The following is a 22671-nucleotide window of genomic DNA, read 5'->3' on the forward strand; positions in this document are numbered from 1 at the left end:
ATTTTTTAAAATGATGTTTTATAACTGTGATCCAATAAAGAAATGTAAACGAATCGGATAATTGTCATCAGACAGTCCAGTCGCTACATCTATACGTATAGGCCCAATCGGTGAAGCCCAACGTACACCCACACCCGCGCCATATTCGGTCGGATTATTGAATTCTTTATTATAGGCATTTCCGGCATCTGCAAAGACCGCAGCACGCCAGCCTTCCTTGAACTGATAATTATATTCTAATGAAGCCACGCCTAAAGCCTGACCACCTACTTTAAAGCCCTCAATTTCCGGAGAAAGGCTCTTGTAGTCAAAACCACGGATACTCTGGTCACCACCGGTGAAATATCTAAGGTTATACGGTACCTTGGCAAAATCTTCAGTGAAAATATAGCCTGCATCGGCACGACCCACAAACTGATGATCTGCATTTTCACCCAGCGAATAGATAAAACGCCAGCCCGCATTCACAATGGCCATATCTGCATCAGAGAGTAAAGCCTCGCTGCCCAGTTCAATCTTATAGGTCTGTTTAAAACCCTTGGTTGGGTTGACCCGACGATCACTCTCGGTACGTGAAACTTCATAACCGACTAATAGCGATTGCTGTTCATCTTCGGTATTAAAGCGAAAAGCTTCTGGAATCTGGTTAAAGTCGACAGAACCATCCTGCTTCAAGCGATCCAGACGATAACGTGCGCCGAAAGTACGTTGCCAGCTACCACGTGGATTCTTGATAATCCGGTCTGCACCTAAGACTGCAGATTCAATCAAAAGGCCTTCACCCTGTGCGACGCCTTCACGTTCTTCACGCTCATAACCACCCACAATACTGACATAATCATTCAGCGGATGGTGATAGGGAATATTATAACGTCCATCAATCGACTGACGGATGCCTGATAACTCGATGTTGGCATCAAATGAATGTCCGCGCTTGTTCACAATGGCACGACGATATTGACCACGTAAACGGATATCGGTATCTGTGCCATAACCCAGACCCACTTCAGCACTGTTTAAACGGTCTGCATTTAAAGTCACAATCACTGGAATCTTTTTCTCTTCCCGTGCCTGTACTTTTAAACGATCCTGTTCATTCTCTTTGGTTTGCTGCTCAACCCGCAAAGTTCTTAAATTTGCACTTTCCTGATCGCGGCTACCGGCAAACTGGTCTTCATCTACGACATTCTGGGTTACCTCCTGAGAAGAGGATACTGAGCGAGCTGGTTGCATCGTAGCAGCCTGATCTTCAGTCCGTTTCTGTTCTTCAATCAGGCTTTGAATATCGGGTGCCAGTTCCAGCTCTTTATCGAGCGGATCGGGGCGAATCGCATCCACCAGGGTATAGTTGAAATAGCGTGAGTTGGTCAGGTTATTGGCCAGGCTATTCACCCGCCAGAAGGTATAATCTGCACCATCTGTCCAGGTGACTAGACTTTCCAGTACGTCTCGGTCCAGCGGAAATTCCTTTTCAGGATCGCTCATTCTGAACTCGACATTGCCTAATTTATAACGTTCACCCGTTTCAAAACGCAGGTTCACATCGGCAGTATTTTGTGGCTGGGCAATCTTCACATCATGCAGACGCCAGAATGAATCAAAATAACCGTTGTTATTGGCTGCTGTGGTAATGCGTGTCTTGGTTTTTTCATAATTGCCATGGTTGAAAATATCGCCTTCTTCCTGTTCAGGCAAAAGACTGATGACCTGGAATTGTGGCTGTTCCGCACCCTCTCCAGTAAATTCAATATTTTGACTGCTGATCAGGACCGGTTCATTTGGGGTCACAAAAACCCGAACCCGACTGTCAGAGATTTTTTCAAACCTGAACTGAGCATTATAATAGCCCACCGCTTGCGCTGCCTGTCTGGACAAGGTGCGTAATTGCGGCAAAGCCGAATTAAAGTCTCCAAAAGACTCTTGGGTAAAACTGGATAATTTGGCTTTGACATTATTTCTTAAGTTCAGATGACCTTCAGGCACATCTTTACGATTCAGCATACCGTTGCTTTGCGCAACACCTTGCCCATTCATGATCACCACATCGGCACTAATGCGAGGAACTCTTGCGGTCATGATCTGACGTGGAGGACGGATTTTATAAAATAGCCGTTTGAACAGATTCGGACGTTTATCATCCTCAGCAACCAACTGACCCGGCACTTCTGGCAAGGTCAATCCGGCTTCATTATTTTGCACAATAATCTGGCTGTCTGCCTGAATCGATTGCATCAACTGATCGACATTAACCGGCGCCTGATTAATTTCCAGCAGTTCTTGCTGGCTGATATCAGCCACCACCGTTTCGCTGGTCTGAGTATTGCGATAGTTTTGTGCTTCCTGTTTGGCTTGCTCGGCTACCTGATAAATTTCATTGGCCATGTTCTGATCAATAGTCTGTACTGGCAGATCTTCCAGATCATCAAACTCGATCGGCGTAAATTCACCCAGACCAGATCCTGCATTTTGCTGTTGTTCCAGCATCAACATACTGTCGACTGGTACTTCCGGCTCCAAGGCTTCTTCAATTTTTTCTTCCGCTTCCGTTTCGGACGTGGCCACACCCTGACGAATCGCTTCTTTGGATAGCTCGTCTACCATTTCTGCCTGAGAAATGGCCACAGGTGTTTCGGGCTGTTCGGTTTGTGCCATGCTCTGATGGGATAACATCATAAAAAAGATGCTCATACACAGCTGCATACCACTATGCTGTGGTATGAGAGGCCCCATACTGCGATTTAGCATCGTTTTTTTAAAATTTTTCTTTGCAGGCATAGCAAACTCTAAACGAATACATTCTTTAATTGATTATTTGACCGAAAAATATAAGCTAAGGAGCTTAATTAATTGGTTTTTACCTTTACATGGCTGAAAGTATCTTACATGATTTTTCTCAATGTTTACGCATAACTGACATTTCTTAATAAAACTTAATGTAGCACGGCCTATATGAACAAAAATGAACATTTGTTAGCTTCTCGGCGCTTTTTACCGATGTTTCTGACGCAGTTTTTTGGTGCATTAAACGATAATGTATTTAAACAGGCGTTACTGCTGGTCATTACTTATGGCTGGATTCAACAGCAATCGGCCAGCATCAGCACTTTAAATAATCTGGCGGCTTTACTGTTTATCTTGCCCTATTTTATTTTTTCAGCCACGGCCGGTCAGATTGCCGACAAATACGAACGTTCACAGCTAATTCGCTATCTTAAGCTTCTGGAAATTATCATCATGTTGCTGGGAACTATCGGTTTCCTGCTGGGCAATTTATGGATTCTGTTATTTGCCCTATTCCTGATGGGCACCCAATCCACTTTCTTTGGTCCGATTAAATATGCCATTTTACCTGAAGTCCTGAAACCGGATGAACTGATGTCCGGCAATGCCCTGTTCCAGTCCGGAACTTCTCTGGCAATCCTATTCGGTATGATTCTGGGCGGCGCAGTCATTGCTGCTTCGGCCGGTAACCTGATCTGGATCAGTTTAACCCTCATCAGCATCGCCTTGATTGGTTATATATCTAGTCGCTATATTCTGAAACAAAGCATTCCCGCACCTGAGTTGCAAGTTGACTGGAACTTTTTCCGTACCAGCTTGCAAACATTAAAATATGCCCAGGGTTTGCCATTAGTCTTTACCATTTTATTGGGCAACTCATGGTACTGGTTTTACGGCGCAACCTATCTGACTCAAATCCCTCAACTGACCTTGCAAAATCTGCATGCCTCTGAAAATGTTGCCAGCCTGCTCTTAACTTTCTTTTCTGTCGGAATCGGGCTAGGTTCATATTTATGCCGTAAAATTGGCGGCAGCAAGGTCAATATCAAAATGGTGCCTTTTGGTGCGATTGGTCTGGTGATCTTTGCCCTGTATCTGGCCGCAAGTCTGGCCTTTGTGCCAGTACGTAGCGGCGAGTTAATCGGTCTGGCCGAAGTGTTTCAGCAAGGCTGGAGTTATTATCATGTAATGCTGGCTGTCACCTTACTCGGGGTGAGTGGCGGTTTTTATATTGTACCGCTGTATGCCATGATGCAGGCGCATTCTCCTCGCTCACATCGTGCGCGTGTGGTTGCAGCAAATAACATTCTGAATGCCGTTTTCATGGTATCTTCTGCTATATTCTCGATTATTATTTTGAGTGTTTTAGAGCTTGATCTTAAAATACTTTTTTGTATTACCGCAGTATTAAGTGGCCTGTTTACCCTATGGCTACTTTACCGTCTAAAACCGATGATCAAAACTGCACAAGCGCCCTTGGAGGATTAATTCATGCGTCAATATACAGGTCTCGATAAACTGATTCATTCTTTTGACCAGGCATTACGCAGTCTAGTCCCGGGCACGACTTCAGCTCAACGTGAAAATCCAGCCCAGCCAGTAGAAACGCAGTTAACGGTCAGTGATGCACGTCATGTGGCAGGTTTAATGCGGGTCAATCATAGTGGTGAAGTCTGTGCACAGGCGCTGTACCATGGTCAGGCCATGACGGCGAAACTCCCGAATGTGCGTCGTGAAATGGAACAGGCAGCGATTGAAGAACAGGATCATCTGGCCTGGTGTGAAGACCGCTTAAAAGAACTGGATAGCCATACCAGTCTGCTCAATCCGGTCTGGTACGGTCTTTCCTTCGGTATGGGCGCGATTGCCGGGATCGCAGGCGACAAATACAGTCTGGGTTTTGTGGCTGAAACAGAACGTCAGGTTAGTATGCATTTACAGCATCATATTAGCCAGTTGCCCCCTCAAGATGAACGTTCTCGCCGTATTCTGGAACAGATGAACGAAGATGAACTGCATCATCGGGATACAGCTTTGAATGCTGGCGGTGTAGACTTGCCTGTTCCGGTAAAAATGACCATGACGGCCATTTCCAAATTGATGACTAAAACCAGCTATTTTATTTAAATTACACTATTTTAATTTTCGCCCACTCATGCGTGGGCTTTTTAATATGTGTCAAATCTTGAGCGAGATAATAGTAACTCAAGGCATCTGGCGATCTTATTACTTATAAGCTCTATAAAATGATAGAGATTCCCCACAGCATCCTTTTAATCTTTTTTGCTCATTTCAGAAAGTAGGTCTAACTGGATTTCCTGGATTTGCGCCAACCGTTCCCATTGATGCAGCAACAGATGATCTAATTTTTCATGTAAATGCTGAATTTCCAGTTCAGCTTTTAAGTTGATCTGATAATCATTTTGCGAACGTAAGCGGTCTTTTGCTTCCTGTCTGTTCTGGCTCATCATAATAATAGGTGCCTGAATCGCCGCAAGACACGAAAGGATTAAATTCAACAGAATAAATGGATAAGGATCGGCAGGCTGAGTCACCATCACCACAGTATTTATCGTAATCCACAGCCCTAGAAAGATTGCAAAACAAATCAAAAATCTCCAGCTTCCACCAAAAGTTGCAACTTTATCGGCCAGCCTTTCACCCAAGGTCCATTTTTGCTCTAATTCCGTTTCCACATTTTTGGTGATCAGTTCATGCTGATGCATGCTATGAATCACTTCGACCTCAAGATCTGTGACCTCACCCTTTTCCAAACTTAATAATGAATGTACATACTGCATGCGATAACGGGTTAGATCTGTCTGACAAATATAATCTTGCGGCGTCCAGACTGGAATATCCTTGCCAATCTCTTCAGTAATGACTTTTCTGACCGTTCCCATCGGAGTAAGATCTTTCAGAAGAAAGTGCTTGCCGCACACCAAACATTTATGGCTCTCATTTTTTTCTTTCATGATAATTCTCTTTTTAAACCAGCTCACTCAGCTATAATTTTTATATAATTGTTTTTATTAAATAAGCTTGATCCCTTGGATATCAATTATATATCAAGTCCGTCTGGTCTTTTGAATAAATGAATTTCACCTCGGTTTTATTTTGGGTTGATAAAATACTTAACCAAGCGCACTATGATCTGATCATTCAAGGTAATTTTCAGATCGATTCAATCCTACTATCTATACATGACTTAAATTTACTATAATCATAATGATAATAAAAAAGGGCTTCATTGTGCGCCATTCATACCATCTTGAAAAACATTATATCGAACGTGCGGGCTGGCTTCGTGCAGCTGTACTGGGGGCAAATGACGGGATTATTTCGGTCACCAGCCTGGTGGTGGGTATCGCAGCCAGTGGAGCATCCACAGAAATTTTATTGGTGACCTGTGTTGCCGGCTTAATCTCTGGCGCTGCCTCGATGGCGGCCGGTGAATATATTTCGGTTAAATCCCAGCAAGATATTGAAACCAATGATCTACTCATGGAAGAGCGTGAACTGCAACGCCATCCCACCCATGAATTAAATGAACTCAAAACGATTTATATACAACGAGGTCTGGAACCCGCTTTGGCACAACAGGTCGCTGAACAGCTGACCGACCATAATGCCTTGGATGCCCATGCCCGGGATGAAATTGGTATTTCAGCACATACCTCTGCCCAACCCTTTCTCGCTGCATTTTCTTCGGCCATGGCCTTTACGGTAGGTTCATTATTTCCTTTAATTTCAATCATGATTTTACCGGAACACTATTTGGATAAAGGCGTTATGCTGATTGGTGTTTTAAGCTTGGGGATGATGGGTGCACTGGCGAGCTATGCCGGTGGAGTAAGTGTCTGGAGAGGTGCAGTTCGGGTGATGCTCTGGGGAATTATCGCCATGTTATTCAGTGCATGGATCGGATCATTATTTAATGTGTCTGTTGCCTAAATATGTGTTTATTTTTTAGCTAGACAAAGAATAGGATTGAGCGGCTCTTGTATTAACATCACTGAAAAATGTTTTTTCAAAAACTAGCCGCTCTAACAAAACTTGAGTTTAATTAATATATGTTCGGTTTTAATTTAGATGTTTAAAACCTAAGATCTATGCATGAGAGGTATTGTTATGGAAACTACCATCATTCTTGCCATCTTGGCGATCATTATCGTATTGCTGATCATTTTTTATAACAAGAAAAAGTGAAATAGCGATGATGCTTTTTTACTGCTTTGAGGGTTTTTACTAATCTTAGAGTAAATTCCAGAGCTTTAATCAATCAAATATTAATTCCCTGTTGGGAAACCATGAAATCCTCATTGGATTACATAAAGAATCCCGAGGATTAAAATCACAGAAACCACAATTTCCAATATTTTCATTTTTAAATGACTTCTAAACTTAAGCATCTCATCTTATCTGAATTTTCTTTTACTCTAAAAACAAAAAACTGCATCATAAAAAAAGCCTGATCTTGCTTGATCAGGCTAGTTAACCATTCGTACTAGATAAATTGTATTAGCAGAAAATTAGGTGATTTGATTTAAATCAGCTGTTCAACTGTTGGAAAGCTATGTGATCCATGTTCAAACATGGCATCATGCCAAACATCAAACATGGGCACTTTCACATCCAGAGCCAAGGGCAATTTTTTTTCATTGAACTGCATATGTTGAAGATCTGATCCCCAGGCAATCAAATCAACATCCAAAGTAATCTGATGGGATGGACGTACTCGCCCTGATGCCTGTTCCAGCTGTTTGAGCAACTCAATCATCTCCTCACTGGACACCGAACTTCGCAATAAACACGCTGCATTCCAGTAATCTGCGCCGATGCCATCGCGGCAAGGAATCATATAAATGGGAGAAAACTGAACTTCTCCCCATTCAGAAATACGTTGCTGTGCAGCTTGAAAATGTTGCTGAGGATGACAATTACTCGCTAATGCTAGGGCGAAAATCGTTTCGGTGGCGTTCAAGACGTATCCCTACAGAATTGGCTTGCGCGATAATGGCAGGCTTACGGATCGTAATATTAATCGATTCAATTGCTGTAAAGGTAGTAAAAAGTGCATTCAGCACTAATTTTGCTGCATGTTCAATCAATTCAGGCTTGGCGTCTTGAATGACTTTGCTGGAAATCTCACAAATTTCTGCATAATTCAGTGTATCTGCAAGTGCATCTGAGTTTGATGCCTGTTCTAAATCGGTTTGAATGGTCAAATCCAGCATTAGAGGCTGAATAATTTGACGCTCCCAGTTAAAGCAGCCCACGACTGTCTCAACCTTTAAACCTTCAATAATAATGGCGTCCATTGGATTGCTCGAGAATATGATATTTACAACTAATCTCCCTAAATCCCTCTTTTATAAAGAGGGACTTTTATCGCTTCTACTTTATCAAGCAATGAGAAACTCCTCCCTTTAGAAAGGGAGGTCGGGAGGGATTAAATTAATGCTTTAACAGCAGATTCGGATCCATGCTCTGTACCATCTGCAAACGCTGATCGGCATAGATGTCGGTATACGGCGCCAGAATACGCATGAAACGGTCGAAATACAGCATTTGCTTGAACAACAAGGCAAAGTCACGCGGGAACCGGATCCCGTGACGCTCACCCACAGCCACCATATCCATCATGATATCGTTCAGATCAGCAGGATTCGACGTTAACAATTCCTGTGGATCTGCCATCAACACGCCACTGAATAAACGCTCTAGATCAGCAGCCAAAACTTTGGTGTCAATCTGCACAGCGGTCATGCCCATTTTCAGCATGTTTTGCGCCATCAGCTCATAATTGGTATGTTGCAATGAATCCATAAATGCCATACATGCCGTCCATACTTCAGGCTTAAGCTGACCCACAATACCGAAATCAATAAAACCGACACGGCCATCTTCGAGCAGCATCAGGTTGCCTGCATGCAGATCGGCATGGAAACTGTTACACATCATCAAGCTGCCAAACCAGGTATTCATCGCGGTAATGAGTACTTGAGATGGATCTTTGGATACCTTTTTAACCACTTCAAAATCTGTCAAAGGCACACCGTATAAACGCTGCATGGTGAGCACACGACGGGTCGAATATTGATGATAAACCTTAGGTGCAGTGGCTGCCTGATTGTTGGTGATATTCAGGTAATTAACAAAATCATCCAGATTCTGTGCTTCTTCAATGAAATCGACTTCACGTACCATACGGTTTTTGATTTCTTCGACAATATCAGCCAGTGAAGCAAACTTAACTTTCGGGACTGCTTTTTCCAGCAACTTGGTTGCCCAATGCAGCACATTCAAGTCAGTGTACAAAATGGTTTCTACACCTGGTTTTTGTACTTTAATCACGACATCTTCGCCAGACACCAGTTTGGCCGCATGCACCTGTGCAATAGATGCAGAAGCTAACGGCGTTTCATCAATCGATGCAAAGATTTCATCCAGATTACGTCCTGCAAATTCAGAAGCCAACACTTGCTGGATATAGCTAAACGGCAAGCGTGGAGTCTGATCCAGACAACCCTGAAATTCTTCAACGTATTCACGTGGAAACAGCGACGGCGTGCTGGCAATAAACTGACCCAGCTTGATATAAGTTGAACCTAAGGATTCAAAAGTTTCACGCATCAGTTTGGCATTGCTCGGCTTTTCAGTAGCATATTTAAAGCCCGCCTTTGCCGCAACGACTGCTGTTTCTCCCATACGGGCAACTGAACGTATTCCATCTAACCAGATATTGTTTTTCATAATGTCTTAGGAAAAATTAATTAAACGCAGTGTAGCAAAAAAAATTCACTTTGCAGGCTTATCTTGCCTGACAGATTGGGCAATCTGTATCTTTTTCGAAAGCGAGAATCCGCTGTTTAAAGCTCAGCCCATCCCACAACAACAGCTTTTGTCGAAGTGGCATCTGGCTCAATCCCAGATATAACAAGGCATGATGTGCCTGCAAACTGGCCATCACATTCGGGGTAGTCGCCAGTACACCGGAGTCTGCACAGCGCAAACTTTCATCGGCCTGATTTTCTGGCGGGAACAGGCAGGCATAACAGGCAGAATCCCCTTCGACCATAAACAGCTGGCCTTGCAAGCCAATCGCAGAGGCACTCAATAAGGGCACATTCAGCTCCACGCAAATGTGATTGACCAGATAGCGTGTGGCAAACTGGTCACAACCATCTAGCACCAGATCCTGATGCTCGATCACACTTACTGCATTTTCAGCCGTTAAGGCCTGATTCACATATTCAACCTGTACGTTCGGATTAACATGACTCAGTCTTTTGGCCAGAGTTTCTGCCTTATAAAATCCAATATCCTGCGGCATAAATGCCAGTTGTCGCTGTAAATTACTCATCTCGATAGTATCTGGATCGATCAGGGTAATTTTTCCTACGCCTGCGCGTGCCAGAAGTTCTGCCAGTGCACAGCCAATCCCGCCACACCCAATAATGCAGACATTCGAAAATTTTAACCGTTCTTGAGCGTCAATATCCCAGCCCTCCAGAAGAATCTGACGGCTATACAGATGCAGTTCAGCATCGGTGAGTTCAAATTCTGGGGATATGGCATCCATGTTAAATGTAGACAACGTATTTCCTTGTTTCTAAAATTTTTAACAATGATCGCAAAAATTAGCCTTACTGAAGTTTCTAAAGGCTGATAAATCTCTGGAAGATCAATCTCACAGTCAATTTACAGCATATCAATAAATGGTTCGGCAATCGTTGAGCCAAATAGCATATCAGCTAAACGCTCGGTATCAAGCTGCAGCCGCTATGGCTTGGCAAGATTTTTTGAATCACTTCAATTGAATGGTTCCGGCAAACAGCTCTTTCTCATTTATAAAAGGTGTCAGACCTGAAGTTTTTTAAAATCTTTGTTATTGAATTTCCCTGTAAATCGAGCTGTCTTGTTTAGCAATTCTGTAGTCTCTGCCTATATTTGAGTATGAAAATGTATGAGTTCAGTGAGACCTAAGGCATCTGTCTCCAAATATGATTAATCTGAAAATACCAAGCAATCTTTTCAGCTTTCATAAAATCGTCTGGAGAACATACGTGACCGAGCATAACAATACTCAACATGATAATCGTGAAAAATTATGGGAATTGATCAAGGATGTCCGTTACACCATGATCAGCCATTTAACCGACACACATGAAATACACTCCCAGCCGATGACCATGCTGAACTCCGAGCAGATGAACGAACGTCAAAATTTATATTTTATTCTGCGTAACACGAATGATCTGGTCAAAGCAGCAGAAACAGGCCGTGGTCAGATCGGTCTGTCCTTTGCAAAACCATCAGATGGTATTTATGTGTCGATTAGTGCACATGCCCAGATCAGTACTGACCGTATTCTGATTGAGCAATTATGGAATCCATGGGCTGAAAACTGGTTTGAAGGCAAGGATGATCCTACCGTACGGGTATTGATTGCAGAAGCAGTCAGCGCAGAATATTGGAATGTGACAGACAACAAAGTCACCCAGCTTTTTAAAGCCTTAAAAGGCGGCGTTACCGGTGAAGCGGGCGAACCGCATGCAGAACATCAAAAAGTGAATTTACAAGGCAATATCCGGTAAGTACCGAGATTTAGCCTCTTAAAATTAAGAGGCTAAATTTTTGATATATTTCATTTTAAATATTAATGTAATTTTACTGTAATGACATAAAATTATAATTTTGGCTTGCCTCAATCTGCTCTCTTAAAAATATAAGCTTAGGAAAATCAGCTCAACATTCAGCTTAATTTTAAATAGAAGAAAATTTATTTTCTCAAAAACCAAAAGGCTGCTATGGCAGCCTTTTAGCATTCAATCAAACAATTAATTTGAAAAATTAGCTGACTCGCTTCATCTCTTGAAGTTTGGCTATTTCCTGCTGTTTGAGTAAATTGCGCTGAATCTTGCCGCTCGATGTTTTAGGCAAAGACGCCACAAACTCAATCTCTTTCGGATAGGCATGTTTGGATAAGCGTGAACGTACATAACTTTGCAGTTTTAACATCAAATCTTCAGTAGCCGGATAAGCCGATTTAAGCACTACAAAGGCTTTCACAATTTCAGTTCGTTCTGGATCTGGCTTGCCGACTACGGCAGATTCAAGCACTTCTTCACATTCAAGCAAGGTACTTTCTACATCAAAAGGCCCAACCCGATAGCCCGAAGTTGTAATGACATCGTCTGCACGCCCAATAAAATCAATACCGCCATATTCATTCAGCTTCACGGTATCACCAGTGAGATAATACTGCCCGACAAATGACTTGCGGTTGTGGCCTGCATAGCCTTCAAACCACATCAACGGTGAAGCTGCACAGTCAATTGCCAAGGTTCCAATCCCGCCTTTTTCTACTTCCTGATGTTCTTTGTCCAGTACAGCAAAACGATGCCCAGGAATAGCAAAACCGGCTGAACCAACTTTTTTATAATGCTCCAAGCCATGATGATTGGCGATCACCATACCCAGTTCAGTCTGTCCATATTGATCATAAATATTCACATTTAAATCATGGTTGAACCACTGAATCACTTCAGGCGTGAGCGGCTCACCCGCACTGCTTACCACGCGTAAATGTGAGGTGATGCCTGCATCAAATTTTTCTTTAAAACCAAAGAACATGCGAAATGCAGTTGGCGAACCCGTCAGGTTGCTGACCTGATATTTTTGAATGATTTGTACGGCGTTATCGACACTGAATCCACGCTCATCCATGATGATGCTGTGCCCTAAACTGAGCGGCCCTGCAATGCCATAATACAGTCCATACGCCCAGCCTGAGTCTGCCAGATTCCAGAAGGAATCTTCATCTCGCAGATCTACAGCGTGCAGCATATAACCTTTAAAGGCCAACAAGGCTTTTAAAGGCACAGGAACCAATTTTGCCAAGCCTGTGGTGCCTGAAGTAAACATCATCAGGAAGATATCATTAAACTGGCAATTTACCGGTTCAAACGCCTCTGGCTGTTGCTGTAAGGCTGTCCAGAAATCCGCATCTTGATAATTATCTGCTGCTGCCTGATGCACAGTCAGAATATTCGGGACATTGAGATCATGAAGTTTTAATCGCTGCTCTTCATCAGTAACGATCAACTGCGTATTGGCGGTACTGATACGATGTTCAATGGCTTTGCTTTCAAAGGCAGTAAATAAAGGTTGGTAAATGGCACCAATCCGCCAAGTGGCCAATATAGTAATTAAGAGTGCTGGCGTTCTTGGCAGCAACCCTGCAATACAGTCACCAGCCTTTAAACCCAGAGAATGCATATAATTGGCCAGCTGTCCTGAAGCCACGGCCAGTTGTTCAAAGGTCCACTGCTCTGCGTCTCCGTTTTTGCCTTCCCAAATCAGTGCAGTTCGGTTTTGACCCAAGTAGCGACCACAGCATTCGGTATACGCATTGATGTTCTCTGCGTTTCCAACCAGATGTTCTTGAACCATATTTTCAAAATTAAAATCAGCATATGCCTGTTCTAGTGTCTTCATGACGACAACCTCTTTCCTGTTGTAGTTTTCAGGCGACCTTGCCTGAGTTTGTCCATTTGTATTTGTTGTTCCTGCTGATTCCATCAGCATACTTTCTCAAATCTGCATTCATGCCCTATGGCTAGAACATGAATAAAGCTTATTTTTCGATTATTCGCACTGTATGTCTTTAGATCATCATGTTCAGTTGAATCCTGCAATTTTCATATCCATCAATGTAAGTGCAGGATTTGAACATCAATCAAAGTCTGTTTTTTTAATTTAACAATCAGCGTTGACACACTTCACGTGCAATCACCAGTCGTTGAATATCTGATGCACCTTCATAAATCTGGCTCACTCGCACATCACGATAAATTCGCTCGACCGGAAAATCAGAGACATAACCGTAGCCACCATGAATCTGGATCGCATCCGAGCAGACTCTTTCTGCAATAGTCGATGCAAACAGTTTTGCCATCGATGCTTCTTTTAAACACGCCAAGCCTGCATCTTTTAATGTTGCAGCATGCAAAACGAGCTGACGTGCGGCTTCAATTTGTGTCGCCATATCTGCAAGCCTGAACGCCACAGCCTGATGTTGCACAATTTCTACACCAAAGGCTTTACGGTCATTGGCATATTCCACTGCAGCATCCAGTGCAGCCCGAGCCATACCGACAGATTGTGCCGCAATGCCGATCCGACCCGATTCAAGGTTCGACAAGGCAATTTTATAACCTTCACCCTCCTGACCTAGCAAGTTGGCAGCAGGAATCCGGCAGTTATCCAGAACGATGGTCGCGGTATCAGAACAATGCTGACCCATTTTCTCTTCTAGGCGTGACACGATATAACCCGGTGCATCGGTCGGCACCAGAAAACATGAAATACCTTTTTTCCCTGCGGATTTATCGGTCACAGCAAAGACTAGTGCAATCTGTGCGTGTTTACCTGTCGTGATAAACTGCTTGGTGCCATTTAGCACCCATTCATCACCATCACGTTCGGCTTTACACTCCAGCGAACTGGCATCCGAACCGGCCTGAGGTTCTGTCAAACAGAAACAGCCGAGCCATTCACCTGTTGCCAGTTTGGTTAAATACTGCTGTTTTTGTGCTTCAGTGCCATAACGCTGGGTAATGCCGCAAGGCAAAGAATTCTGCACACTGATAATCGTCGAGATTGCACCATCTCCTGCGGCAATTTCCTCTAGCGCCAAAACCAATGATACATAATCCAGACCTGCACCACCCCATTCTTCAGCCACTGTCATGCCGAGTGCGCCAAGCTCGCCCAGCTCTTTAAGTTCTTGTGCTGGGAATTGTGCAGTTTTGTCGCGTAAGGCCGCTGTCGGTTTCAGTTTCTGCTGCGAATAATTTCGCATCATGTCCTGAATCATTTTTTGTTCATCATTTAAAATCATTGAACTTCCCTTTCTATATCTATTTATTTACTTCAAGCTTTTTACTATTGAGATCGTTGGCACGTCGGATAAGGCGGCATGGATGTCGCCTGCGAAACTGAGATACAGGGATGTATCTTCAGTTTCGCAAAGGATTTTTGTTTCTTTTGATCCTTCAAAAGAAAATGCATGCTTAAGCAAATTCATTTAAATTCAATGAGAAATTGGTAGCTGTGCAAATCATCATGTCCTATATAAATCGAAAACTTATTTAGGCTGCATACGGATTGCGCCATCCAAACGAATGACCTCACCATTCAAATAACTATTTTCAAAAATATGTCCCACCAGATGGGCAAATTCCTGTGGTTTTGCCAGACGTGGTGGAAACGGCACCATTTGTCCTAAAGCATCCTGGACATTTTGTGGCATGCCTTTTAGCATCGGAGTTTCCATAATGCCCGGCGCGATGGTCATGACACGGATCGCTTCACGGGCCAGTTCACGTGCCAGAGGTAAAGTCATTGCGACTACTGCACCTTTAGAAGCCGCATAGGCAGTCTGACCAATTTGGCCGTCATAAGCGGCAACCGAAGCGGTGTTCACAATCACGCCACGTTCTTCTTCACCAGCTTGCAGCTCATATTTTGCAATTAAAGCCGCCGCATGACGCAACATATTAAAAGTACCGTTTACATTAATATTCAGCACTTTTTGGAACATTGCCAATTCATGGATGCCGTTACGACCCAATACTTTGGCGGATGGCGCAATCCCGGCACAGTTGATCAAACCATTCAGTTGGCCATATGTGCTTTCAACATGAGCGAAGAAAGCTTCAACTGTCTGTTCATCGGTCACATCGAGCTGTACAAATTCAGACTGTGAGCCCAGTTGCTGCTGTAATGCCTGACCCTGCTCCTGATTCATATCGACCAGAATCACTTTAGCACCGTGTTCAACCAAATGAGTCGCTGTAGCTGCACCCAAACCTGAGGCACCACCAGTGATCACAATAACTTTTCCCTGAATGTTCATGTTTATTTCCTAGCGATTTTTCTATTTCAGATACGACTTAATATGCAGAGTAAACAGAGTTTTTATTCTGTACAATTTCCAAATATTGCATCTTGCATGATGTATTTGGACAATGAAAACAAGGATGTCAGACTGAATATGCATAAGCCTGCACTGGAATATAGCAAAGGCACCATCTCGATTGACCTGGTGAACGAAGCATTGCTGGATGCCAAACGGCTGCAATTTGATATCCCTGCCATTTTGAAAAAAGCCAATATCCCAGCAGAAGTATTAAATGCTCCCAAGGCACGCGTGTCGGTCAGCCAATTTGCCCAATTATGGACTGTGCTTGCAGACAGCATGAATGACGAATTTTTTGGCATGGACAGCCATGCCATGCGTCGTGGCAGTTTTAAATTGCTTTCGAAAATGGTTATGCAGGCAGATACACTGGAAAAAGCGCTGCAAAACATTCTGCAATTTCTCAACTTGGTTTTGGACGACCTGCAAAGCACGCTCATGGTTGAGGAACACTATGCCTATATCGTGATTTATGATTTAAAAACAACCAAACGCATGTTTAGTTATGCGACTTATCTGATGCTGATTCATACCCTGATCTGCTGGTTAAGTGGACAACGGATTTTGCTTAATCAGATTCAATTGAAATGTGCAGCACCACTGAATGATTTTGATTACAAAGTTCGATTCTGTGAACAGATTGAATATCAGGCCAGCGAAAATTACGTGCAATTTGATGCCAGCTATCTGCAACTGCCGATTAAACAGGATACTCAGTCTTGGTATCAGTTTATTCAGCAAACACCACAAAATTTATTGGTGCGTTTTAAAAACCCCTATGCCTTGAGCACCCAGATTCGCCGAAAATTGCTACAGGTTTCGCCGGCAGAATGGCTGGAACTGAATGAACTAGCCTTAAAAATGAATATGTCTGAAGCCACCATGCAACGGCGTTTAAAAAGTGAAGGTGTCAGCTATCAGCAATTAAAAAATGAGATACGCCGGGATACCGCAATTGAATTACTGACCCGTACTGAACAAAGTTTACAAGAGATCAGCGATCAGCTTAACTTTCAGGAATCCAGTGCATTTCATCGTGCATTCAAAAAGTGGACTGGCGTCAGTCCAGGTGCGTATCGACAAAATAATATTAGATAATTTATATAAAATTAGACTTTAAAAATATTACCGAAAAAACACTTGGATTCTAAACATTTATTTTTATTATGATTATATATTTCAAGCCCTAAAATATATATTAGCAGGACTACACAGTCACCCAGAAAGCTTTGCAATTCACCCGGAGATAGATTATTTTTCATTCAATTTATAGCACTTTTGCTATTGGCTGTACTCTCCATTTTCCTTTCTAGTTGAAGGTATCTCCATGTTAAAGATGACTGATGTACTTGGGCAAAATCTTGTCCAAAACTTCTCTAAAGCTTTATTTTCTTCGACTGATCTCATCACAGAACAGTTGAATCAAGGGATTGTAAATGCATCGGATGCAGAACTGAAAGATGCAATTTTGCACTTCTTTAACCAAGTAGATGCTGTGGAAGCAGCTCAGGCCCTTGAAATTCCGGCAGAACGTATCAACGAGTTACAACAAGGTATTGCCTTGAAAGATGAAAAATCTCTGGCAGACACTTTGAAAGTTGTAGCGCTTTGTTTGGCAATGGAAACTGGCAGTTTGGATCAGGTAGAAGTCTATGACTGTCTACAAGACTATCCAATGTAATTATTTTTAAAAATTCCTCGAAAGCGGTGCTCTGGCATCGCTTTTTTGTTTTTAGTTATACTGCGTTGGCATCATGTCATTCAAAATACTTAAGGTTTCAGATGCAGTCAGGAATTTATAAAGAAAAAATCCAATAAAAAAGCGACCACATCGGTCGCTTTTTTATAAAGATAGATGACAGATTAATGTGGCCATTGACCCAAAGTTACGCGATCATTCCCGCCATAATCTTTAACCGTGCGGACTTGCTTATAACCCGCCTGTTTAAATAGATGTTGTACGGCGTCTGCCTGATTATAACCATGCTCAAGCACCACCCAACCATTCACGGTCAAATGCTTCTTGGCTTGCAGAATAATCATTTCAATATCGGCCAGCCCCTTTTTATCTGCCACCAGCGCACGTTCCGGTTCAGTCGCCAGATTCTGCATATGCACATCATCAGCGTCGATATAAGGTGGATTCGATACAATCGCGTCAAAGAATTCACGGCCAAATGGCTTCAACCATGAACCCAGAACAAATTCTACATTCTCAATATCATGTTGTTCCGCATTATATTTCGCTACTTCCAGCGTAGGCTCGTAGATATCGGAAGCCGTTACTGTCCAGTTGGAACGCTCAGATGCCAGCGATAAAGCAATCGCACCAGTACCTGTACCCAAATCCACCACACGGGCATCATCAGGCAGATCCAATTTCAACACAGTCTCAACCAGTACTTCAGTATCCGGACGTGGCACCAAGGTATCTTTGGTCACTTTGAGGTCCAAAGTCCAGAATGGCTGTGAACCAGTGACATAAGCCAAAGGCTCGCCAGCAGCAATACGCGCCAACCCGTCTTTATACGCTTGTTCCTGCTCAGAGGTTAATTCCTGATCCTTTTTCATCAGCAGATCAAATGAATCAATCTTGGTGATGTGTTCCAGTAACCAGGCATTTTCCTGACGTTCGTAACTTTCAGCTTCGCCGCGCAAAGCCAGGGCTTGTAAAATATTCATTATCCACCATTCTGCTGTGCAAGCATGGCTAACTGATCCGCCTGATATTCGCGGTGCAGGCTGTCCAGCAATTCGGTCAAATCACCTTCCATCACGGCATCCAGCTTGTATAAAGTCAGGTTAATGCGGTGATCGGTCATACGACCTTGCGGATAGTTATAGGTACGGATACGTTCTGAACGATCACCCGAACCCACCAGATCACGACGCATTTCTGATGTTGCTGCATCTGCTGCTGCACGTTTGGCATTTTCTAAACGTGATACCAGCAGTGCCATCGCTTTGGCCTTGTTCTTATGCTGTGAACGTTCTTCCTGACATTCCACTACGGTGCCGGTTGGAATGTGAGTAATACGTACTGCAGAATCGGTTTTGTTAACGTGCTGACCACCTGCACCTGAAGCACGATACGTATCAATGCGCAAATCAGATGAGTTGATTTCAACCGAGGTATCGACATCAATTTCAGGAAGAATCGCAACGGTACATGCTGAGGTATGCACACGGCCTTGTGATTCGGTCGCTGGTACACGCTGTACACGATGTGCACCACTTTCAAATTTTAGACGACCGTAAACCCCGTCACCATTAATCAGGCAGATGACTTCTTTATAGCCACCATGTTCGCCTTCATTTTCAGAGAGGATTTCAATACGCCAGCCTTGGTTTTCCGCATATTTACTATACATACGAAATAAATCGCCTGAGAAAATCGCAGCTTCATCGCCGCCGGTTCCGGCACGAATCTCCAGATAAGCCGAGTTGGCATCATTCGGATCTTTCGGAATCATCAAGATGTTCAGGTCTGCTTCAAGCGATTCAATTAAAGCTTTATTCTCTTTAATTTCTTCCTGCGCCATTTCCTTAAAGTCCGGATCTGACAGCATGGCCTGAGCTGTTTCAATGTCTTCTTCAGCCTGTCTGTACTTGGTCCAGACATTAGTGATTTCTGTTAAGTCATTATGCTCACGTGACAATTGACGGAAGCGCTTATTATCAGAAATGACTTCTACATCAGCCAGTAATGCGGTCAATTCTTCATGGCGGTCAGAGAGTTGGTCTAATCGTAAACGTAACGATTCTTTCATTTTCTAAAAAATCTCAAACATAGGCTGGGACTAAAAACCGATTTAGCACAGCGAAATCAAAAAATTGCGCCTAGTTTAACGACTCTGGCTTCTAATGAACATCATTATTGAGTAAGTCCGCGTTGCTATCATTCGTGCTCTACAGCATTTGTTAACAAATATGATTAAAAACAGTGGAATTGCTTTTTTTATAGTCGATCTTATTCTTAATTTCTTGCCGATTTTACAATTCGCCAAATAAAGCAGGGAATTATGAAGAAACATCTTCATATTGTTTTGGGCATGATTTGTTACATTTTCCGCATCGAAATAACTACAGTCCTGTGGATGGACACGGAGTGATGACATGAAACTCAACGCACTTTTAATGAGTACAGTTTTAGCTGCTGGTTCAATGATGACCGTAAACGCACATGCCGACAGTACAGCGCGTGTTGCAGCAGCAAGTGCTTTAGGTAGTGTTGCAGGTACAGCATTAGGTAAAAACATGGGCGGTAATACCGGCGCAACCATTGGTGCTGCTTTAGGTGGTGCTGGCGGTGCAGCGGTTGCAAGCAGCAAAAAAAACCGGACTGAATCTGCCATTGGTGGCGCTCTAGGCGGCGGTGCAGGTTATACCGTAGGTAAAAATATGGGCGGTACTAACGGCGGTTATATCGGTTCAGCTTTGGGTGCTGCCGGTGGTGCTGCACTAGGTAACAAGATTGCAAAAGATAAAGCAGCTGAAAAACGCTCTAAACACTGGAAAAAACGTTACCGTTAATTTGCGCTCAGGCAGTTTAGACCAGACGCTACATTTAACATGAAAAGCACCTTTTGGTGCTTTTTTTATTGTGGCTTTAATACGTGAATTTTCAATTAATACATGGAATTATCCTGTCCACATCATGAATAAATTAAGGAGATAAAAATCACAATTCGCCAACACTGCCTTCATGCTGTTTTGCGCTTGCTAGATTAAATTTATCTCATCAACAAAATATAGCTAGATATATAAAAGGTGTCCTCATGAACTATAAATCTCTAATGATCGCTGTCGTAGCAACCTCAGCCATGGGTATGACAGCTGCCAATGCAGGCAATACAACCAATACAGCTTTAGCTTCTGCTTTGGGTGGTGTCGTTGGTGCCGCAGTAGGCAATAAAATGGGCGGTACTACTGGTGCAACAATCGGTTCAGCGATTGGTGGTGGTGCGGGTGCCGCAGTAGCAGCAAATAAACGTGACCGTAATGGTGCGATTATCGGTGGTGCTTTAGGTGGCGGTGCAGGTTATGCAGTTGGCCGAAACATGGCAGGCACCAACGGTGGTTATATCGGTGCGGCACTGGGTTCAGCAGGTGGTTCAGCTTTAGGTAAGAAAGTCAGCGAAGACCGTCGTTATGATGACCGCAGCGAACGTCGCTATAACTCTTCTCGTAACTACCGTTATAACGATTATCGCTATAACAACCGTCGTCGTTAAGATTCTCTCCCCTTATTCTTTCCTCCTTTATAAGCATCTTCGGATGCTTATTTTTTTGCCTTTATTTTTTATCTTTATCTTTTGGTTTACACTTATATCGATTTTTTTCGATATACAAACGCCTTCTAAAGTCGTATGCTTTTAGAGATGTCTATTTAAGAGTAATACTATGCGTACGCTTAACGATACCCAGTTCTCTATACTCGAACTGGTTCCTGTTCGTGACGACAAGACTATTCAATTCGCGCTAAACCATGCGCTGGAACTTGCCCAAGCAGCAGAAAAATTGGGTTATCGCCGGATGTGGCTGGCAGAACATCATAATATGGATGGCATTGCCAGTTCAGCAACCGCAGTTCTCTTAGGCTATTTACTGGCGAATACCAAAACCCTAACTTTAGGCTCTGGTGGAATTATGCTGCCGAATCATGCTCCACTAGTAGTAGCAGAACAGTTCGGCACCTTGGCAACGCTCTATCCGGATCGTATTGAACTGGGTCTGGGCCGCGCACCCGGTACAGATCAAATGACCATGCGTGCCCTGCGTCGTGGCCGTCAGGAAACCGAAGATCAATTTCCGCAGGATGTTCTGGAAATTCTGCAATATTTTAAAGATCCAATTCCAGGACAGCGTATTGTGGCAACGCCGGGTCAAAGCACGCATGTACCTGTATGGTTATTAGGGTCCAGTCTGTTTAGTGCGCAATTGGCAGCAAAACTCGGCCTACCTTATTCCTTCGCTTCGCATTTTGCCCCGCGTATGCTGGGTCAGGCCATTCAATTATATCGTGAAAACTTTGAACCGTCTGAATATCTCGATCGTCCTTATGTATCGATGGGCGTACCGACCTGTGTCGCAGATACCGATGAAGAAGCACAATATCTGTCGACCAGTGCCTATCAGCGGGTTTTATCACTGATTCGTGGGCAAAGCCTAAAACTTAAAGCACCAATTGATTCGATGGAAGGTCTGTGGTCGCCGCCGGAAAAAATGTCAGTCGATAATTTCTTTGCCATGGCCCAGGTCGGTTCCAAAGAAACCGTTAAAGCCGGTCTGGCATCGCTTTTAGCCAAATATGACGTGGATGAGTTTATCTTTACTTGCGACATCTATGACACTGACAAACGCCTACATAACTTTGAGCTGTTGATGCAAATTAAAAATGGTCAGTAAATAAGAGTTGCATCTACCTATTCTCAGCAATGGGTAGATGTTTTTAATATTTAAAGTGTATTAGTTCAGACTTGATCGTACATTCTTCTTGAAAAAGAGAAAGTTACCCGTTTTGATAAAGGTGTCGAAATCTTAATTAAACAAAGGTAACTTTCTTATGTTGCATACTAACAATCAAATCATCAAACACAAAGTCGGCTTACTCAATTTAGCTGAAGAGCTTCAAAATGTTTCTAGAGCATGCAAAGTGATGGGTGTCTCTAGAGATACTTTCTATCGCTATCATGAGTTAGTACAGTCTGGTGACATTGATGCATTAATCAATAAGTCCCGTCGAGTACCAAATCTAAAAAACCGTGTAGATGATGCTACAGAACTGGCGGTCATTGATTTCGCAATTCAATATCCAGCTTATGGTCAGCATCGTACCAGTAACGAATTGCGCAAGAAAGGTGTATTTGTTTCAGGGAGTGGTGTTCGTTCTATTTGGCTCC

At 43.2% G+C, this 22671-nt stretch carries 21 protein-coding genes; 10 read left to right on the top strand and 11 right to left on the bottom strand.

What is annotated here, in order from left to right; translation table 11 throughout:
• Positions 1-18: 18 nt before the first annotated feature.
• Positions 19-2775 (bottom strand): autotransporter assembly complex protein TamA, encoded by a 2757-nt coding sequence (locus NI466_RS07520; protein ID WP_253173228.1) that lies wholly within the window; start codon positions 2773-2775, stop codon positions 19-21.
• Positions 2776-2949: 174 nt separating this feature from the next.
• Here NI466_RS07520 and NI466_RS07525 point away from each other — a divergent pair, with 174 nt between their 5' ends.
• The gene (locus tag NI466_RS07525) at positions 2950-4269 is read left to right on the top strand and encodes an MFS transporter (RefSeq protein WP_253173229.1); all 1320 of its coding nucleotides are present in this window, start codon (positions 2950-2952) and stop codon (positions 4267-4269) included.
• Between the two features lie 3 nt (positions 4270-4272).
• Entirely contained in the window at positions 4273-4908 is a 636-nt protein-coding gene (gene coq7, locus NI466_RS07530; protein WP_180074993.1) for a 2-polyprenyl-3-methyl-6-methoxy-1,4-benzoquinone monooxygenase, read from the top strand.
• Between the two features lie 146 nt (positions 4909-5054).
• Here the strand turns inward: coq7 and NI466_RS07535 are convergent, their stop codons facing one another.
• A complete protein-coding gene (locus NI466_RS07535; protein WP_253173230.1) occupies positions 5055-5756 on the bottom strand; it encodes a DUF1003 domain-containing protein in 702 nt (233 codons plus the stop codon).
• A gap of 277 nt (positions 5757-6033) precedes the next feature.
• Between NI466_RS07535 and NI466_RS07540 the strand changes: the two genes are divergently transcribed.
• Complete coding sequence (locus tag NI466_RS07540; RefSeq protein ID WP_005097209.1) at positions 6034-6735, top strand: VIT1/CCC1 transporter family protein; 702 nt, start codon at positions 6034-6036, stop codon at positions 6733-6735.
• Between the two features lie 592 nt (positions 6736-7327).
• Here NI466_RS07540 and NI466_RS07545 read toward each other — a convergent pair.
• The 4 genes from NI466_RS07545 to NI466_RS07560 form a co-directional block, all read right to left on the bottom strand.
• Complete coding sequence (locus tag NI466_RS07545; protein ID WP_253147515.1) at positions 7328-7765, bottom strand: 2-amino-4-hydroxy-6-hydroxymethyldihydropteridine diphosphokinase; 438 nt, start codon at positions 7763-7765, stop codon at positions 7328-7330.
• The gene (gene folB, locus NI466_RS07550) at positions 7722-8102 is read right to left on the bottom strand and encodes a dihydroneopterin aldolase (protein WP_004645388.1); all 381 of its coding nucleotides are present in this window, start codon (positions 8100-8102) and stop codon (positions 7722-7724) included. The genes NI466_RS07545 and folB overlap by 44 nt, the downstream gene beginning before the upstream one ends.
• A 136-nt stretch (positions 8103-8238) precedes the next feature.
• The gene (locus tag NI466_RS07555) at positions 8239-9537 is read right to left on the bottom strand and encodes an ABC1 kinase family protein (RefSeq protein ID WP_253147516.1); all 1299 of its coding nucleotides are present in this window, start codon (positions 9535-9537) and stop codon (positions 8239-8241) included.
• Positions 9538-9595: 58 nt separating this feature from the next.
• Positions 9596-10366: a HesA/MoeB/ThiF family protein gene (locus NI466_RS07560; RefSeq protein ID WP_253173235.1), complete on the bottom strand. Its 771-nt coding sequence runs from the start codon at positions 10364-10366 to the stop codon at positions 9596-9598.
• Between the two features lie 484 nt (positions 10367-10850).
• Between NI466_RS07560 and NI466_RS07565 the strand changes: the two genes are divergently transcribed.
• Complete coding sequence (locus NI466_RS07565) at positions 10851-11381, top strand: pyridoxamine 5'-phosphate oxidase family protein (RefSeq protein WP_253147517.1); 531 nt, start codon at positions 10851-10853, stop codon at positions 11379-11381.
• 256 nt (positions 11382-11637) lie between these two features.
• On the opposite strand, the gene NI466_RS07570 is transcribed toward NI466_RS07565, so the two are convergent.
• From NI466_RS07570 to NI466_RS07580, 3 genes are all read right to left on the bottom strand, one after another.
• The gene (locus NI466_RS07570) at positions 11638-13284 is read right to left on the bottom strand and encodes an AMP-binding protein (protein WP_253173231.1); all 1647 of its coding nucleotides are present in this window, start codon (positions 13282-13284) and stop codon (positions 11638-11640) included.
• Between the two features lie 268 nt (positions 13285-13552).
• Positions 13553-14689 (bottom strand): acyl-CoA dehydrogenase family protein, encoded by a 1137-nt coding sequence (locus NI466_RS07575; protein ID WP_247143493.1) that lies wholly within the window; start codon positions 14687-14689, stop codon positions 13553-13555.
• Between the two features lie 246 nt (positions 14690-14935).
• Positions 14936-15706, bottom strand: a complete 771-nt coding sequence (locus tag NI466_RS07580; protein ID WP_005263250.1) for an SDR family NAD(P)-dependent oxidoreductase — start codon at positions 15704-15706, stop codon at positions 14936-14938.
• A 138-nt stretch (positions 15707-15844) separates the two neighbouring features.
• On the opposite strand from NI466_RS07580, the gene NI466_RS07585 reads away from it, so the two are divergent.
• Both NI466_RS07585 and NI466_RS07590 read left to right on the top strand, forming a co-directional pair.
• Positions 15845-16867 (top strand): AraC family transcriptional regulator, encoded by a 1023-nt coding sequence (locus NI466_RS07585; RefSeq protein WP_180181375.1) that lies wholly within the window; start codon positions 15845-15847, stop codon positions 16865-16867.
• Positions 16868-17096: 229 nt separating this feature from the next.
• The gene (locus NI466_RS07590; RefSeq protein WP_253173232.1) at positions 17097-17450 is read left to right on the top strand and encodes a hypothetical protein; all 354 of its coding nucleotides are present in this window, start codon (positions 17097-17099) and stop codon (positions 17448-17450) included.
• Between the two features lie 182 nt (positions 17451-17632).
• Here the strand turns inward: NI466_RS07590 and prmC are convergent, their stop codons facing one another.
• Positions 17633-18451, bottom strand: a complete 819-nt coding sequence (gene prmC, locus NI466_RS07595) for a peptide chain release factor N(5)-glutamine methyltransferase (RefSeq protein ID WP_253173233.1) — start codon at positions 18449-18451, stop codon at positions 17633-17635.
• Positions 18451-19539 (bottom strand): peptide chain release factor 1, encoded by a 1089-nt coding sequence (gene prfA, locus NI466_RS07600; RefSeq protein ID WP_004645400.1) that lies wholly within the window; start codon positions 19537-19539, stop codon positions 18451-18453. Before prfA ends, prmC begins: the two co-directional genes overlap by 1 nt.
• Positions 19540-19885: 346 nt before the next feature.
• Here prfA and NI466_RS07605 point away from each other — a divergent pair, with 346 nt between their 5' ends.
• From NI466_RS07605 to NI466_RS07620, 4 genes are all read left to right on the top strand, one after another.
• The gene (locus NI466_RS07605; protein WP_004645401.1) at positions 19886-20302 is read left to right on the top strand and encodes a glycine zipper domain-containing protein; all 417 of its coding nucleotides are present in this window, start codon (positions 19886-19888) and stop codon (positions 20300-20302) included.
• 245 nt (positions 20303-20547) lie between these two features.
• Positions 20548-21003 (top strand): hypothetical protein, encoded by a 456-nt coding sequence (locus NI466_RS07610; RefSeq protein ID WP_004278778.1) that lies wholly within the window; start codon positions 20548-20550, stop codon positions 21001-21003.
• A 169-nt stretch (positions 21004-21172) separates the two neighbouring features.
• Entirely contained in the window at positions 21173-22177 is a 1005-nt protein-coding gene (locus NI466_RS07615; protein WP_004278779.1) for an LLM class flavin-dependent oxidoreductase, read from the top strand.
• Positions 22178-22334: 157 nt separating this feature from the next.
• Positions 22335-22671 (top strand): helix-turn-helix domain-containing protein (locus NI466_RS07620; RefSeq protein WP_253173234.1); only part of this gene is annotated, 337 nt, incomplete at its 3' end.

This window comes from Acinetobacter lwoffii (assembly GCF_024129595.1).
Classification (GTDB): Bacteria; Pseudomonadota; Gammaproteobacteria; order Pseudomonadales; family Moraxellaceae; genus Acinetobacter; species Acinetobacter lwoffii_O.